This is a genomic window from Burkholderia sp. L-4, from assembly GCF_056856535.1.
In genome coordinates this window covers 639,752-654,754 of record NZ_JBXEOX010000003.1, presented here as the reverse complement: position 1 = coordinate 654,754, position 15,003 = coordinate 639,752, and the positions used below count along the sequence as shown (strand labels likewise).

15 protein-coding genes and 1 pseudogene are annotated in these 15,003 nt (G+C 69.1%); 12 read left to right on the top strand and 4 right to left on the bottom strand.

All coding sequences use genetic code 11. From position 1 onward, the window contains the following. Positions 1-16: 16 nt before the first annotated feature. Positions 17-394, top strand: a complete 378-nt coding sequence (locus tag AC1VVG_RS33465; RefSeq protein ID WP_175029294.1) for a DUF5594 family protein — start codon at positions 17-19, stop codon at positions 392-394. A 49-nt stretch (positions 395-443) separates the two neighbouring features. Here AC1VVG_RS33465 and AC1VVG_RS33460 read toward each other — a convergent pair whose 3' ends face one another. Beyond that, positions 444-662, bottom strand: a complete 219-nt coding sequence (locus tag AC1VVG_RS33460; RefSeq protein WP_034189953.1) for a DUF6566 family protein — start codon at positions 660-662, stop codon at positions 444-446. A 122-nt stretch (positions 663-784) separates the two neighbouring features. Here AC1VVG_RS33460 and AC1VVG_RS33455 point away from each other — a divergent pair, with 122 nt between their 5' ends. Together AC1VVG_RS33455 and AC1VVG_RS33450 are read left to right on the top strand one after the other, a co-directional pair. After that, positions 785-1,423 carry a MarC family protein gene (locus AC1VVG_RS33455; RefSeq protein ID WP_034189954.1) on the top strand — a complete coding sequence of 213 codons (639 nt, stop codon included), beginning with the start codon at positions 785-787 and terminating at the stop codon, positions 1,421-1,423. A gap of 45 nt (positions 1,424-1,468) precedes the next feature. Then, positions 1,469-1,933: a hypothetical protein gene (locus AC1VVG_RS33450; RefSeq protein WP_482837543.1), complete on the top strand. Its 465-nt coding sequence runs from the start codon at positions 1,469-1,471 to the stop codon at positions 1,931-1,933. Positions 1,934-2,079: 146 nt separating this feature from the next. Here the strand turns inward: AC1VVG_RS33450 and AC1VVG_RS33445 are convergent, their stop codons facing one another. Continuing rightward, the gene (locus tag AC1VVG_RS33445) at positions 2,080-3,672 is read right to left on the bottom strand and encodes a PAS domain-containing hybrid sensor histidine kinase/response regulator (RefSeq protein ID WP_482837542.1); all 1,593 of its coding nucleotides are present in this window, start codon (positions 3,670-3,672) and stop codon (positions 2,080-2,082) included. A 271-nt stretch (positions 3,673-3,943) separates the two neighbouring features. On the opposite strand from AC1VVG_RS33445, the gene AC1VVG_RS33440 reads away from it, so the two are divergent. Further along, positions 3,944-4,327 (top strand): chemotaxis protein, encoded by a 384-nt coding sequence (locus tag AC1VVG_RS33440; RefSeq protein WP_473375898.1) that lies wholly within the window; start codon positions 3,944-3,946, stop codon positions 4,325-4,327. Positions 4,328-4,417: 90 nt separating this feature from the next. Continuing rightward, a complete protein-coding gene (locus AC1VVG_RS33435; RefSeq protein WP_473375899.1) occupies positions 4,418-5,137 on the top strand; it encodes a BON domain-containing protein in 720 nt (239 codons plus the stop codon). A gap of 193 nt (positions 5,138-5,330) precedes the next feature. Here AC1VVG_RS33435 and AC1VVG_RS33430 read toward each other — a convergent pair whose 3' ends face one another. Beyond that, positions 5,331-6,359, bottom strand: coding sequence for a sigma-54 interaction domain-containing protein (locus AC1VVG_RS33430; RefSeq protein ID WP_473375683.1), 1,029 nt, complete (start codon positions 6,357-6,359; stop codon positions 5,331-5,333). A gap of 350 nt (positions 6,360-6,709) precedes the next feature. Between AC1VVG_RS33430 and AC1VVG_RS33425 the strand changes: the two genes are divergently transcribed. Together AC1VVG_RS33425 and AC1VVG_RS33420 are read left to right on the top strand one after the other, a co-directional pair. Further along, the gene (locus tag AC1VVG_RS33425; RefSeq protein ID WP_034189967.1) at positions 6,710-8,077 is read left to right on the top strand and encodes a sigma-54-dependent transcriptional regulator; all 1,368 of its coding nucleotides are present in this window, start codon (positions 6,710-6,712) and stop codon (positions 8,075-8,077) included. A 241-nt stretch (positions 8,078-8,318) separates the two neighbouring features. Beyond that, positions 8,319-10,631, top strand: a complete 2,313-nt coding sequence (locus AC1VVG_RS33420) for a hybrid sensor histidine kinase/response regulator (protein ID WP_473375684.1) — start codon at positions 8,319-8,321, stop codon at positions 10,629-10,631. A 118-nt stretch (positions 10,632-10,749) separates the two neighbouring features. Here the strand turns inward: AC1VVG_RS33420 and AC1VVG_RS33415 are convergent. Further along, a pseudogene (locus AC1VVG_RS33415) lies at positions 10,750-11,323 on the bottom strand (glycosyltransferase); the annotation flags it as partial. Between the two features lie 282 nt (positions 11,324-11,605). On the opposite strand from AC1VVG_RS33415, the gene AC1VVG_RS33410 reads away from it, so the two are divergent. From AC1VVG_RS33410 to AC1VVG_RS33390, 5 genes are all read left to right on the top strand, one after another. After that, the gene (locus AC1VVG_RS33410) at positions 11,606-11,998 is read left to right on the top strand and encodes a BON domain-containing protein (RefSeq protein ID WP_343727763.1); all 393 of its coding nucleotides are present in this window, start codon (positions 11,606-11,608) and stop codon (positions 11,996-11,998) included. A 27-nt stretch (positions 11,999-12,025) separates the two neighbouring features. Continuing rightward, positions 12,026-13,054, top strand: coding sequence for an SDR family oxidoreductase (locus AC1VVG_RS33405; protein ID WP_473375686.1), 1,029 nt, complete (start codon positions 12,026-12,028; stop codon positions 13,052-13,054). 27 nt (positions 13,055-13,081) lie between these two features. Next, positions 13,082-13,381, top strand: coding sequence for a DUF2795 domain-containing protein (locus AC1VVG_RS33400; protein WP_049035074.1), 300 nt, complete (start codon positions 13,082-13,084; stop codon positions 13,379-13,381). A 66-nt stretch (positions 13,382-13,447) separates the two neighbouring features. Further along, positions 13,448-14,014: a hypothetical protein gene (locus tag AC1VVG_RS33395; RefSeq protein ID WP_473375687.1), complete on the top strand. Its 567-nt coding sequence runs from the start codon at positions 13,448-13,450 to the stop codon at positions 14,012-14,014. A gap of 127 nt (positions 14,015-14,141) precedes the next feature. Then, positions 14,142-14,999, top strand: coding sequence for an SDR family oxidoreductase (locus AC1VVG_RS33390; protein ID WP_482837541.1), 858 nt, complete (start codon positions 14,142-14,144; stop codon positions 14,997-14,999). Positions 15,000-15,003: the final 4 nt, after the last annotated feature.

Below are 15,003 nucleotides of genomic sequence, written 5' to 3'. Positions count from 1 at the left end.
CTGGAGTGGAGAAGAGATGAATTCCGATGTCCGTGCCCGTTTCGAAACCGAGTTCGCGCCGCGCATCGCCGCGCGCCTGCGCGGCCTGTACTCGCCCGGCGACGTGAAGGTCGACGTCGTGCCGCATGACGGGCAGGGCAGCCCGACCTGCGTCGACGTCGTCGGCCTCACGTCGACGGTGGGGCTGCCGAACCGGCTGAATGCGCGGCTCGCGTGGCGCGACGATGCGATCGCCGGTCTGCTCGCCGAGCCCGACCACGGCCGCTTCGACCGTTATCTCGCGGCGCTGCCGGTCACGATCGAGCGCTGGCAGATGGAACTGCCGGTCGATTTCAGCTCACGGACCCAGCGCGATCGCGAGATCCTGATCGGCGACCTCGATTTCGATGCGTGACCCGCGCGGTGCGATGCCGGCCGACGACGCGCCGGCGAACCGCGCGACGTTACCGGTCGCGCGTCTTGACGATCACGCGGCCCTGGTCGATGCCGCCGCGCAGCGCCTCGTCGCACGTGAGCCATTCGGGCGTGACGAGCTCGGGCGCGGGCAGGTCGACCGGCGCGCCGTCGCGGAAGATCCGCACCTGCGCGACCCACGCGCCGTTTGCGTTGCGCGTCGCTTCGACGCGTATCTCGTGATCCATGAAGGTATCGGTGGCTTGCATCGGTCGGGGCCCTCCGTCGTGCGTGAACGCGGTGCGTCGATCGTATCAGCATGGCGCGCGCCGCGCACTGGAAACCGGCCGGATTCCGCATTCGATTCGGCCTGCGAAACGGGAGCAAGCCTGTGGGCTTCGATCTGACCTTTTCCATCAAGGTGTTCGCGGCGCTGTTCGCGATCATGAACCCGATCGCGAACATTCCGGTGTTCCTGTCGCTGACCGAGGGCGCGGCGGACGGCGTGCGCCGCAAGGTCGCGCTGACGGCCGCGATCGGCGTGTCGATCGGCTGCATCGTGTCGGCCGTCGCGGGCGGCGCGATCCTGCACGTGTTCGGCCTGACGATCGACGATTTCCGCCTCGCGGGCGGGCTGCTGGTGCTGCTGATCGCGCTGTCGATGCTGCATGGTTCGCCGAGCCGCCAGCATGCGCCGGGCGACGACGAAGGCGCGGATCCGGCGGCGGCCGAGCGCGTCGCGATCTATCCGCTGACGATCCCGCTGCTGGTCGGCCCCGGCACGATCGCGACGATGATCGTGCTCGGGCACAGCGCGTTCACGACCGGACAAGAGCTTGCGTTCGCGCTCGGGCTGGCCGCGTTTCTCGTGCTGCTGGCCGTCTCGCTGCTGTCGGCGCCGCTGATCGGCCATTACCTGTCGCCGCGCGTGACGGCCGTCACGCAGCGGCTGATGGGGATGATCCTCGCGGCGATCGCGATGCAGATGATCGTCGCGAGCCTGAAGGCCGCGTTCGGGCTGCCGCATTGAGCGCGGGCTGCCGGCACGCGACCGTTTGATTGCATGGAGTTGTCGATGAACACGCTGATCGTGTTGTCCTATCCCGACCTGGAGGCCGCCCGTCGCGCGCTGGCGGAACTCGGCACGTTGCGCGACCGGCACGTCGTCGCGCTGTCGGGCGTCGTGATCGTCGAATGTACGACCGACGGACAGTTGCGCGCGCATTCGGTCGATCCCGGCCGCGTGTCGTCCGGATCGCTGCTCGACAGCGTGGTCGGACACATCGAATCGTCGCTCGACGCGTGGCGCGAGCGGCCGGTGGACGACGCGCTGACCGATCGCGCCGCGCGCAAGGCGCGCCCCGGCGCCGTCTCGCTCGGGCTCGCCGCGACGCAGCTCGACATCTATGCGCTGAGTGCGGCGCTGGCGCCATTCGGCGGCGAAGTGACCGACACGACGCTGTCGATCGACGACGAACTGAAACTCGTCGAAGCGATCTCGAACGCGCACGACGGCGGCCGCGGCGCGGCGACGGACTGAAGGTGAAGCCGACGCCGACGCCGACGCCATGAAGACGCGAAGAACCGAAACCGGGAGCACGGCGCTGGACGATCGGTGCGACGACGGCACGGCCGCGTGCGACGCCTGCGCGGCGATGTGCCGCGCGATGGCCTGAGCACGGGCGGCTACGGCGTACGCTGAAGCCGGCGGGCGACGCGCTGCAGCAGCGCGTCGAGCACGGCCATCTCGACCGGCTTCACGAGATGGTCGTCGAAGCCCGCGCGTTCGGTTCGCGCGAGATCCGACGCACGCGCATGGCCGGACAGCGCGACACAGGTCGTGTCGCGCAACGCGTCGATCGCGCGCAGTTCGTACAGCAGCGTGAAGCCGTCGATGTCGGGCATCGTCAGGTCGAGGATCATCAGATGCGGGACGTAGTCGCGGGCGAGCGCCAGCGCTTCGTCCGCCCGGTAGGCGACGCGCGGCGCGTGTCCCTTCATCTGCAGGAGCACGGCGAGCGTGTCGGCGGAATCGCGGTTGTCGTCGACGACGACGATGCGCAGCGGCGTGGTGACCGGCTGCGCGGGTGCGGCCGGCTCGGGCTCGCCGACGCGTTCCGTGCGCCCCATCCGGTCGATCGGCAAGCGCACGGTGAACGTCGCGCCGCGGCCGGGCCCGGCGCTCTCGGCCGAAATGCGCCCGCCATGCAGCTCGACGAACGTCCGGCAGATCGCGAGACCCAGCCCGAAACCGTCGGACGGCCGGCGCCCCGGCGCGCCTTCCTGCTCGAACAGGTCGAAGATCGTTTCAAGCGCGCCCTGCGCGATGCCGACACCGTGATCGGTGACGCGGATCGCGACCACCGGCCCTTCCGTGCGGGCACCGACGTCGATTCGTCCGCCGGGCGGCGAGAACTTCGACGCGTTGTCGAGCAGGTTGTGCAGCACCTGGACGAGCCGTGCATCGTCGCCGTGCAGCACCACGGCATCGGACGGCAGGTCGACGTGGATGTGTTGCCCGCGCGCGGCCAGTTTCGGCTGGATGCTCTCGACACCGCGACACACGATATCGCGCACGGTGACGGGGCGATCGTCAAGCTCGACCTTGCCGGCCGTGATACGTCCGACGTCGAGCAGATCGTCGACGAGCCGCGTCAGTTGTCCGACCTGACGATCCACGGCGTCGCGGCACTGTGCCAGCGTGGGCGCCGGATCGGGCAGGTTCTGCAATATGCCGACCGAATGGCGCAGCGGCGCGAGATGGTTGCGCAGTTCGTGCGCGAGCATCGCGATGAACACGCTGAGCCGGTGTGTCGACGCTTCGAGTTCCTCGAGCCGCTTGCGCTCGGTCATGTCGCGCGTGATCTTGATGAAGCCGCACAGCTGGTTTCCGTGATCGTGCACGGGGGTGATCGTCACGCTCGCCCAGAACTGCGAGCCGTCCTTGCGCACGCGCCAGCCCTCGTCTTCGAAGCGACCCTGCGTGGCCGCCTCGTCGAGCGCGTGCGACGGCCGGCCCGCCGCGATCGCGTCGGGAGGATAGAAGCGCGAGAAGTGCTGGCCGACGATCTCGGCGGCGCGATAGCCCTTGATGCGCTCGGCACCCGCGTTCCAGGTCGCGACGTTGCCGTACGGATCGAGCATGAACACCGCGTAATCGGTGATCGATCCGACGACCGTCTGGAAACGGAACTCGGCGAAGCGATGCAGCAGGTCGCGCGCGTCGGGCAAGCCGGGCGGCGAGGGGTGCGGGCGAGGATCGGCGTCGTCTCTATTCATCGTTGCGGCGGGTCGAAGGCGGGCAGGCAGACGCTGCCAGGCCGTCGCCGGATGGACCGGTGGCGGCTACAAGAATCGGATTGGCACCCCGGAAAGCATAAGGGAACTCGATTCGCATGATCAATGGGCACGCATCGGCTGTGCCATCCGTCGTGCCGGCCGCCGAAACCGGGGTCGGCGGCGCGACGCGGCATGCCGGTTGCACGACCCTCAGGTCCGCCTGTCGGGCGGCGGCCGGGTGGCCGCACGCGACGGCGAGCCACGCACGGAGATCGACACGAACAGCACGCTGAACCCCGACAACGAACCGGCCGGCCCGGACGACGACAACACCACCCGCGGCCGCGACGGCCGCGCGCTGGGGCCGAGCGACTCGTCCGACTGCGGCAGCGACACGGCCGGCGCGCGGCGCCATCCGTTCGATATCGATTCGCCGCTCGACGATCACGCGCTCGAACGCGGCGATGCGTCGTTCGACAGCGATACGGACCGCGCGGGTACCGGCGAGCGCGCGTCGGCCGACGGCGATTCGACGCTCGACGAAAGCGCCGACATCGAACCCGACCGCACCGAGCGCCTGGGCGGGCCCGGCCGCATAGGGGAGCCGGACGAGCCCGACGAACCGGACGAACCGGACGACGGCGGCGCAACGTGACGCCCGGTACGCAAAAACTGCAATCGTGTTGCAGATTCGCGCCGCCAGCGCAGATCGCGATCACGACACGCATCTGTCGCGAGCCGGCCACTGCGTCGGCACGCGGCTTGCGTTCGACCCGCTCGGCATGCGTCGCAACGCGGCATGGGGCCGTGCGCGGCGCAGGCACGATCAAGGAGAGACACGATGCAACGACGAGATCCCGGACGATACGGCGCGCGTGGCATCCCGGACGATCTGGCACGTTGGCCGGAGGACGACCCTGAATCGGCTGATCGCCGTTCAGCGGGCGAAGCCGAACGCCCGGCATTCCGCGGCCATCGCGCGATGGGCGTGTCCGGCGTCGAACGCGACCCTGGCGGTCCGCGCGGCAACCCGCGCTACGGCGACAGGGCGCCGGACCTGTCGCGTTGCGGCAATGAAGCCGAACGCGACGCGATGCGTCGCCGCCGCGGGCCGAAAGGTTATACACGCTCGGACGAGCGGATCCGCGAGGACGTGTGCGAACGGCTCGCGCATGCGCTCGACATCGACGTGAGCGACGTCACCGTGCTGGTGAATGACGGCTGTGTCCAACTGGACGGCACGGTGCCGGCGCGCTGGATGAAGCACGACATCGAGGATCTGGCCGACGGCTGCATGGGCGTGCGCGACGTCGAGAATCGCGTGCGCGTGCGTCGCGAAGGCGAGCACGATACCGGCATGGTGCTGCATCCCGACCAGCGTACCGTCACGCCGACGCTGCCGGCCGCGCGCGACCCCGAACCCGGCACCGTCGGCTCCGATCGCGAGCGCAAGCCGCACCATTGACCGGTCAGGCGCGACACGGCACGCTCTCGAACCCGTCCGCGCGCCGCGCGCGCATGACGACCGGAAGGGACGATTCGCGGTCCGCGCCGCATGGCGGTAATTCCATGCGCTGCAACCGGGCGACACGCCGTGCGCGCCGCTTGCGAACGCTTCGGCATCGAACGGTTCGCAGCGCGACATGACCGCATGACGCTTAAGGGTTCGCCGCGGGCGGCGGAGCGGGCGTGCCGGCGCCGTTTGGATTCGGCTGGGGGGCTCTGCTGGCCGCATTGCGCTCGTGTTCGGGCAGCAGCGCGAGGCGGTTGTACAGCGTCTTCAGGCTGATGCCGAGCGCCTTCGCGGTGCGCGGCTTGTCGCCGTTGAAGTGCCGCAGCGACGCGACGATGAAGCGCTGCTGCGTATGTGCGAGCGTCGTGCCGATATGCAGCGTCATCGCGTTGTGACGCACTTCCTCGCGCGGCGGCTGGCGGCGCGGCAACTGCAGCTCGATCTGCTCGTCGGCGAGGATGAACGCGCGCTCCAGCGCGTTGCGCAGTTCGCGCACGTTGCCGGGCCACGTATAAGCGCGCAACGCCTTCATCGCCTGCGTGGACAGCCGCTTTCGCGTACGGTGCCGCGCATTCAGCCGCTCGACGATCTGCAGCGCGATATCGCCGACATCGTCCTCGCGCTGCCTGAGTGCGGGCACGTGCAGCGCGACCGGCGCGATCCGGTAGAACAGGTCCTCGCGCAGCCGCCCGGTGCGCAGCGCCTCGACCGGATCGTGATGGGTGGCAGCGACGATGCGCACGTCGAGCGGAACCGGCTCGTGGCCGCCCACGCGCACGATCGTGTTCGTCTCCAGCGTGCGCAGCAGCTTGACCTGCAGTTCGGCCGGCATTTCGGCGATCTCGTCGAGAAACAGCGTGCCGCCGCGTGCGGCTTCGAACATGCCCACGTGCTGCGAAATGGCGCCCGTGAAGCTGCCTTTTTCGTGGCCGAACAATTGCGATTCCGCGATGTCGTGCGGGATCGCGCCGCAGTTCACGGGGACGAAGGGCCCGCGCCGGCGCGGGCTCATGTCGTGAATGAGCCGCGCGACGATGTCCTTTCCGGCACCGCTTTCGCCGACGATCAATACGCTGATGCGCGTCGCCGCCACGCGCGATATCTTCAACAACAGATCCTGAATCGTACGCGAGCGACCGAACAGACGTGCACCCTCATCGACTGATTTCGACATGATGTGAGATCGAATTGGGAAAATATGACCGAATGCGTCGAAGCTGGATGAAAAAATGACGTGGCACACGTCGTTTTTCATGTACCGAGGATACATTTTGTGCCAATTTCGCGGCATTGAATCTGGCAATGCAGGTAGCGTCGACAGATAGATTTATTAGATGAACGACGAATGCGCAACCTCGTTCTTCTATACTGCCTGAGCACTTGTTTGTCAGTGCAGGACAGCTTGTCTGCCCGTTCGCGTGCGGCGGAAGCGTGCCGCCGCGGCCTGCGCGGCGGCGCGTTTTGCGCCGTACCTGTCGCGGTGCCGGCCGACGATCGCGCCGGGCCGCCTTCCAAGGAGCCTCGATGCCATATGTCCTGATCGTCGAAGACGATGCCGATACGCGAACGATGCTGGCCACGCTTGCGCGCACGCAGCAGCTTGCGTGCGATACGGCGGCTACGCTCGAAGAGGCGCGTACGCTGGTCTCGACGAATACGCCCGATCTCGTGCTGTGCGATCTCGTGCTGCCCGACGGCAACGGCATGGATCTGTTCGATGCGTTGCCCAAGCGCGCGCATTGCGAAATGGTGTTGACCACCGGCCACGCGAGCCTGGAAACCGCGATCGACGCATTGCGGCGCGGCGCGACCGACTATCTGGTGAAGCCGCTCAACATGCAGCGGCTGAACAGCATCTTTGCGCGCGTGCCGCGCACGACCGCGCTGCACGAGGAAATCGCGGAGCTGCGCTCGGAACTGAAGCGCCTCGGCCGCTTCGGCCGCATGCTCGGCAGTTCGCCCGCGATGCAGGCCGTCTATGACGCGATCGGCCGCGTGGCGCGCACCGAGGCGTCGGTCCTGCTCACGGGCGAATCGGGTACCGGCAAGGAGCTCGCCGCGCAGACCGTGCACGACCTGAGCCTGCGCCGCCGCGGTCCGTTCCTCGCGGTGAACTGCGGCGCGATCGCCGCGAACCTCGTCGAGAGCGAGATGTTCGGCCACGACCGCGGCAGCTTCACCGGCGCCGAGCGCCAGCACAAGGGCTTCTTCGAACGCGCGGACGGCGGCACGCTGTTTCTCGACGAGATCACCGAAATGCCGCTCGAGTCGCAGGTCAAGCTGTTGCGCGTGCTGGAAACGGGGCGCCTCACGCGGCTCGGCTCGACGCGCGAGATCGACGTCGACGTGCGCATCGTCGCCGCGACGAACCGCGATCCGGAAGCCGCGATGGCGGACGGCAAGCTGCGGCCCGACCTGTTCCACCGGATCAACGTGTTCCCGATTCCGCTGCCGTCGCTGCGCGAGCGCGGCGACGACATTCCGATGCTGGCGGATGCGTTCCTGCAGCGCTACAACGAGGAAAGCGGCCGCAACCTGCGTTTCGCGCCGGCCGCGCGCGAAGCGCTGAAGACCTACGAGTGGCCCGGCAACGTGCGCGAGCTGCGCAACTTCGTGCAGCGCGCGAGCATCTTCACCGATGGCGACGTGATCGACACGCTGCCGCCGCCGATCATGGACGAGCTGTCGAACATGGTCGATTCGCACGAAGATCGCGTGACGGTGCCGTTCGGCACGCCGCTCGAGGAAGTCGACCGCAAGCTGATCCTCGGCACGATCGCCCAGTGCGGCGGCGTGAAGGCGCAGGCGGCCGAGGTGCTCGACGTCAGCCTGAAAACGATCTACAACCGGCTCGCGCAACTGGAAGACGAAGCGGAGAAGCCGGATTCCTGATGTCGCAATCGCGCACATGCCCTCGTTTTCGCATCACGACGCGTATCGCGGTCGAGACGGCGGCGCACGCGGAAAGCGGTCGCGGCTCGGGGTGGCCGTCACGCGCACGTGACGTCACAAGCGAACCGCCAGTATGTTTCGGATTCCAGGAGATCGGCGCGCATATGAGTCTCGAACAGTGCGGCCGGCCAACACGCGCCGCGCCTGCTTGCCGCCGGTCTTCCCCCGAGGAGCGTGCCCGATGATCGACCTGGTCCGGCCGCCGGCCGGAAACTACGCAACGGCGGTGATGCTGGTCGCGATCGCGACCGTGCTGCAGGCGCTCGCGATCCGTTTCGGCGGCGTGAACCTGCCGTTCGTCCTGTACTACCCGCTGCTCGCCGGCGCCGCGTGGGCGACGTCGTTCCTGTTCGGCGTCGTGTCGACCGTCGTGAGCGGGTTGCTCGTGTGGACGCTGTTCCTGTCCGATCCGGCCGCCTATCCTGCGCCGCTGCCCGAGCGGCTCGTGCAGCTCGGTACCTTCATGCTCGTCGGTGCGCTGGTGTGTGCGATCGCGTCGATGTTGCGACACACGCGGGTCACGAACGATCGCGTGCGCCGGCGCGAGGCCGCCGCGCGCCGGCAGCTCGAAGCCGTGCTGCGCGCGCTGCCGCACGGCGTGGTCGCGACCGATACGAAAGGGCGGTTGACCTACATCAACGCGGCGGCGGCCGAACTTGCCGGCTGCCGGCCGGACGACGCGACGGGTCGGCCCGTGCGCGACGTGCTGCGGATCGTCGATCACGAGGGGCGTCGCGTGCAGACGACGCCCCTCGATCGCGCGCTCGGGGGGGCGGATGCCGTGTCCGACCGGCACTGGCTGCAGCCGGGCGGCGCAGGCGACCCGGTACCGATCGTCGAGGTGGCGTCGCCGCTCGGCGATGCGGACGGCAACGTCGACGGCGCGGTGCTGCTGCTGCGCGATGCCGGTGCGGACCGCGCGCGCGCCGACGCGTCGCGGTTGCAGCATGCGGTCGTCGACGCGTCGCCGGACGCGATCGTCGGCATCGACGCGAGCGGGCGCATTGCCAGCTGGAATCCGGCCGCGCAGCGGATCTTCGGTTATGACGAGGCGGACGCGCGCGGTCGCATGTTCGACACGCTGATCGCGATGCGCTGGCTGCGGCTCAATCCGCTGGCCGATTCGTTCGACGCGATGCGCGAACCGGTCGGGCCGCTCGAGCTGCTGTGCGTGCGGCGCGACGGCCGGCGTTTTCGCGCGACCGTGTCGGCGTGCCCGGTACGCGGCGACGCGCGCGAATGCGTCGCGCTGTCGCTGACGCTGCGCGAAACCGGCGCGCAGCGCCGTCGCGACCTCCGCGCGCAGCGCTCGCTGCAGGGCGCGCGCGATGCGCGCGACCAGGCGGCCATGTCGAACCGGCTGAAGGACGAACTGCTGGCGACGGTATCGCATGAACTGCGCACGCCGCTGAACGTGATCTACGGCTGGATCGAGGTGCTGCGCAATTCCGCCGACCACGCGCTGCAGCATCAGGCGGTCGACGCGATCGACCGCAGCGCGCGCTCGCTCACGCGGATGGTCGGCGACATTCTCGATGCGTCGTCGCTCGCGACCGGCAAGCTGCGGCTCGACACGACGCCGGTCGACCTCGTGCGGCTATTCTCCGATTCGGTCGGCACGTTCCAGACGGCCGCGTCGTCGGCCGGCATCGTGCTCGAATTCGATTGCGACGCCGCGTCGTGCATCGTGTCGGGCGATGCCGAGCGCCTGCGGCAGATGCTGTCGAACCTCATTTCGAATGCGCTGAAATTCACGCCAAGCGGCGGCAGCGTGACGGTCCGGCTCGCGCGCGACAACACGCGTGCGGTATTGACCGTGGTCGATACCGGGCAGGGCGTCACGCCGGAGTTCGTCCCGTACGTATTCGACATGTTCCGTCGCGCGGACGATTCGCCCGCGTCGTCGCGGCGCGGGCTTGGTCTCGGCCTGTCGATCGTGCGGCATATCGCCGAACTGCACGGCGGCCGCGTGACCGTCGCGAGCGCGGGCCGCAATCGCGGTACGACCTTCACGGTGACGCTGCCGGCCGGCTGGCAGCCGGCCGGCGCGATGGCGTGGGGCGTCGCGCCGGCGGGCAGCAGTCTCCGCACGCCGCTCGCGCTCGATGCGCAGCGTATCCTGATCGTCGACGACGATGCGACGACGCGCGCGAGCCTCACGGCCGCGCTGACCACCTTCGGCGCGGCCGTCGCGATCGCGTCGTCGGGCCGCGAAGCGCTCGCGGTGGTCGCCGACATGCGGCCGACCGTCGTGCTGTCCGATCTCGCGATGCCCGACGGCGACGGCTTCTGGCTGCTCGACGCGCTGCGGCGCGGGTCGGTGAACGGTAACGGCGGTCAACCCGACATGTGCGTGCTCGCCGTCACCGCGCATGCGGGGCTCGCCGACGAGCGCCGCGCGCTGGAAGCAGGGTTCGACGGCTATCTGTGCAAGCCGGTCGACGTGCGCGAACTGGCGCACAAGATCGCGAACGTGACGAAGCGGGACGGCTGACGCGCCGGCCGCGGAGGCGCGACGTCGCGTGTGCCGGCCGGTTCCGCGTATGAACCGGCGCGCGCAGGCGCCGGATGAAATACCGTGCCGTGCGCGCGGGTCCATTCGCCAGCGGCGCCGCATCCATGCGCGGCACCCGCCGGAATCCCTGAAGATCGAAACCGCGCGGCACGCATCTCGATGTGCGTCTTGTCGGCGCGATAGTGCGCGATCAGGTCGAGCGCGTTCTGCGGACATTCGGCAATCAGGTGGTCGGAGCGTCGAGCGAACGTGTGCTCGATCGCGAAGCGTGCGTCCGGGAATCCGTCGGCCGCGCCCTGGCGCAGGCGCCGCCCGCCGCCCAGCGCATGTGACGAACGGCATGCCGAGCCGCCACTTCACGCGCAGCGCGGCGTCACCCGACATGAAGAAGTTCGTGTGCATCGCGTCGACCCGGTCGGGCTCGCGCCGCACGCGCGCGATCATGGCGTCCATGCACGCAACCGTGTACGGCAACAGCGGTTCCTTCAGCACGTCGGCCGGCGGCCTCGGCCGCCCGTAGGTCCTGCGCACGCGCGTGCCGATCGGCACGACTTCCGGTAGGTGCGGATCGTCGCAACGGGTGTCGATGTCGACGTCGAGCCCGCGCTCGGCCAGTTGCTTCGCGACATAGATGTTCTGTCCGCCCACGTCGACACACCGATCACCCCCATCAGCGATGCAGGTTCACTGATCGACGTGATTCTTTGCGCGGCATTGCTCCCGGTATCGAGGCCGCGCAGACGGGCCAGCGTTGCCGCTCGTTCGGCAAACGGCATGCCCGGCGCGTTGCCGGAAAAGTCGCTTCCCGGTATGCCGAAAAAATTACAACGCGTTGGATGAAAGGACGTCCGATCGCGGTTTGCCGCGTGCACGTGTCGCCTGCGCGACGGCACGCGACTTGCGCGACGGATACGCATCCGCCGGCGAGGTCGGCCTGACGAAAGGAGGTCACGATGAAGTCATTCCCGCTGCAAGCCCGCTCTCCTCGAGACCGTCGTCGGCGCGCGATGCGTGCCGGCATGGCGGTCGCCATCGTCGCAGCCACGGGCTGCGCTGTGATCGCGCCGAACGCGAGCGCGGCAGGCGACGGCACCGCCGCCTCGTCGTCGCATTCGAGCACGGGCACGAAGATTCGCGACGCGACGATCACGACCAAGGCGAAAGCCGAACTCGTCGGCACGAGCGGCCTGTCGGCCGGCGACATCCACGTGAAGACGCGGCACGGCACGGTGACGCTCACCGGCAGCGTGCCGGACGAGCAGCAACGCACGCAGGCCGTGAGCGTCGTGAAGCAGGTCGACGGCGTGCAGGGCGTGCGCGATCAATTGACCATCCGGCCCAAGTAACGGGCGCCGCGCCCAGGGAGTCCAGTGATGAACTGCATGCTCAAACCGATCGGCGAACAGACGATCGTGATCACCGGCGCGACGAGCGGCATCGGCCTCGTCACCGCGCGCAAGGCGGCACGGCGCGGCGCGAAGCTCGTGCTGTTCGCGCGCAACGAGGACGCGTTGAACACGCTGTGCGAGGAAATCCGCCAGCACGGCGGCCTGGCGGTGCCGGTCGCCGGCGACGTCGGCAACGTCGAGGATCTGCAGCGCGCGGCCGCGCAAGCGGCCGACACCTACGGCGGCTTCGACACGTGGGTCAACAACGCGGGCGTGTCGATCTTCGGCACGGCGGCCGCGGTGCCGCTCGAGGACCAGCGGCGGCTGTTCGACACCAACTACTGGGGCGTCGTGCACGGCTCGCTCGTCGCGGCCGATCATTTCCGGCGCAAGCGCGATTTCCACGGCGGCGCGATCATCAACATGGGCAGCGAGGCATCCGACGCGCCGGTGCCGCTGCAGAGCGCGTACGTCGCATCGAAGCATGCGGTGAAGGGTTTCACCGATTCGCTGCGGCTCGAGATGGAGTCGGACCGTCTGCCGGTGTCGATCACGCTGATCAAGCCGGCCGCGATCGACACGATGTTCGTGATGCACGCGAAGAACTACATGAACGTCGAGGCGAAGCTGCCGCCGCCGATCTACGACCCCGATCTCGTCGCCGACGCGATCCTGTTCGCGGCCGCGCACCCGCGCCGCACGCTGTTCGTCGGCGGTGCCGCGAAATTCACGTCGGCGAGCGCGTATCACGCGCCGCGCCTGTTCGATCGCGTGGCGGCCACGCTGTTCTCGCGCGGCCAGCGCACGGTGCGGCCGGCACGGCCGCGCGACGACAACGCGCTGTACGAGTCGCGCCACGCGCTGCACGAGCGCGAAGGGATGGACGGCCCGGTGCTGCGCGGCTGCGCGTACAACGCGGTGGTGCAGCGGCCGAAGGTGGCCGGCGCGGTCGCGCTGGGCGCGGCGGCGCTCGTGTTCGCCGCGCTGGCGCGTTCGCGCCGGACATCCACGTGATTTCATTCATTTGCAAAGGAGTTCGACATGACATCCCGACAACACACGGGCCACGAATACAGCCATTCGCGCGCGCACGAAGGCGAGCGCGTGCAGCAGGACCACGACAAGGGCGGCCACCAGACTGGGCACGGCAAGGCGCCGAGCCCGGTCGACGTGCAGAAGGCGCTGAAGGGCATGGACTATCCCGCGAGCAAGGCGGAAGTCGTCCAGTGCGCGGAACGTTCGCACGCGGACGCCGGTGTGCTCGACATGCTGCGCCGGATTCCCGATCGCGAGTACGCGACGCCGGCATCGGTATCGAAGGAACTCGGGCGGCTGATGTAAGTGCCGCCGCGTCGCGCCGCGCGGGTTGCCGCGCGCGGCGCCTGACCCGTCACGAGGAGGACGAGCATGGCGATGATCGTCGCAGGCCGCTTCACGACGTTCGATGAAGCGGAAGGTGGGGCGCGCCACCTTTACGAGCGCGCGTTCGGCCCGGACGACGTATCGATCTTCTTTCTGAATCCGGGCGGCCAGCATGCGCGCTTTCCGATCGGCGGCGACGTGTATGCCGATACGGCGGCGAAGCCGGGCGGCCGCGGCGCGATGATCGGTGCGATGCGCGGGTTGCTGATCGGCGCCGTCGCGGGGCTGGTCGTCTACGCGGTCGGCGTGCGCTACTGGTTCGTGCCCGCGGCCGGCGCGCTGGCCGGCGCGTATCTCGGCGCGTTCGGCGGTGCGCTCGGCCGGATGCGCGGCGAGCCGGCCGAAGGCAAGGGCACGCTCGCGCGGAGCGAAACGGGCGTGATTCTCGCCGCACGCGTGACGCCCGACACGGCGAGCACGGCCGAAGACGTGCTGCGCGCGACCGGCGCGCATTCGATCGAGCGCGTCGAAGGCGACTGGCAGGACGGTGAATGGCGCGATTTCGACCCGGTGCGCCGGCCGGACGAACCCGCGTCGGGCGGCCCGCGCTGAGTACGCGCTTTCCTGCATGCGCTTGCAACGCCGACCGGGAAAACGCGGCAGCAGCGCCGTGCGCCTGCGGGTCGCGCGCGGCATGCCGCTTGCGCAACAGGAACGGCACCCGTTCAAGGAGGAACCGATGACTACCGCACAGACGCCCCCGCCCCAGCAGCAACGCCATCAACCGGGCACCGAGCGCGACATGCATCCGCAGCCGCGCGACGACGCGGCCGATTACATCGGCAGCGGCAAGCTGGCCGGTAAGGTCGCGCTCGTGACGGGCGGCGACAGCGGGATCGGCCGCGCGGTCGCGGTTGGTTTCGCGAAGGAAGGCGCGGATGTCGCGATCGTTTATCTGAAGGAGTCCGACGATGCGGCGCACACGAAGCGGCTGGTCGAGCAGGCCGGCCGGCGTTGCGAGGCGATCGCGTGCGACGTCGGCGAGCGCCGGCAGGCACGCGACGCGGTGGCGCGCACGGTCGAGCGGCTCGGTCGGCTCGACGTGCTCGTCAACAACGCGGGCGAGCAGCATCCGCAACCGGGCATCGAGGACGTGACCGAGGAACAGCTCGAACGCACCTTCCGCACGAACGTGTACGGCATGTTCTTCTGCACGCAGGCCGCGCTGCCGCATATGCAGCATGGCGGGCGGATCGTCAATACGGCGTCGGTGACGGCCTATCACGGCAGCCCGAGGCTGCCCGATTACTCGGCGACCAAGGGCGCGATCGTCGCGTTCACGCGTTCGCTGGCGATCGAGCTGGCCGAACGCGACATCCGCGTCAACGCAGTTGCGCCGGGGCCGATCTGGACGCCGCTGATCCCGTCAACCTTCACCGCCGACCAGGTCGCGAAGTTCGGCTCGAACGTGCCGCTCAAGCGGCCGGGGCAGCCGGACGAACTGATCGAGTGCTACGTACTGCTCGCGTCGGACGGCGCGAGCTACATGACGGGGCAGACGCTGCACCCGAACGGCGGCTCGATCGTCGGTGGCTGACGGC